Below are 836 nucleotides of genomic sequence, written 5' to 3'. Positions count from 1 at the left end.
GCGGCGGCCCAGAAGGCGTCGCCGGTGCGCTGGAAGCCGAACATGGAGTAGAACACGTAGACCGGGATCAGCGGCACGCCGTGGGTGGCGTAGGCGGTGCCGGCGGCGGTGAACGCTGCGACGGCGCCGGCTTCGTTGATGCCGGGGTGGATCAGCTGGCCCTGGGCGGATTCCTTGTAGGCCAGGACCAGGTCGCGGTCCACGGACAGGTAGTTCTGGCCGCCCGGGTTGTAGATCTTCGCGGTCGGGAAGAACGCGTCCATGCCGAAGGTGCGCGATTCGTCGGGAACGATGGGAACGATCCGGTGCCCGAACTTCTTGTCGCGGAGGAGGTCCTTGAGGAGGCGGACGAAGGCCATGGTCGTGGCGGCCTGCTGCTTGCCGGTGCCCCGCTTGGCGATGTCAAAGGTCTTGGCCTCGGGGAGCTCAATAGCCGCATGGTTGGGACGGCGCTCGGGCGTATAGCCGCCCAGTTCCCTTCTTCTTTCAAGGAGGTAGGCGATCTCGGGGGCGTCCACACCGGGGTGGTAGTAGGGCGGGCTGTAAGGGTCTTCCTCCAAGCGCGCGTCGGAGATCGGAATCCTGAGGTAGTCCCTGAATTCCTTGAGGTCGTCGAGGGTGAGTTTTTTCATCTGGTGGGTGGCGTTGCGGCCTTCGAAGTGCGGGCCGAGGCCGTAGCCCTTGACCGTTTTGGCCAGGATCACGGTGGGCTTGCCCTTGAATTCGGTCGCTGCCTTGTACGCGGCGTAGACCTTGCGGTAGTCGTGGCCGCCGCGCTTGAGGTTCCAGATCTGGTCATCGGTCAGGTCCGCGACCATGTCCTTGGTCTGCGGGGT

General features: G+C 64.8%; 1 pseudogene. It reads right to left on the bottom strand.

The window, feature by feature from the left end:
• Positions 1–836 (bottom strand): annotated as a pseudogene (locus AC1DDG_RS21690) (pyruvate dehydrogenase (acetyl-transferring), homodimeric type); the annotation flags it as partial.

It is taken from the genome of Arthrobacter sp. 10L430, assembly GCF_056395245.1.
This window is presented reverse-complemented; position numbering and strand designations above follow the sequence as displayed.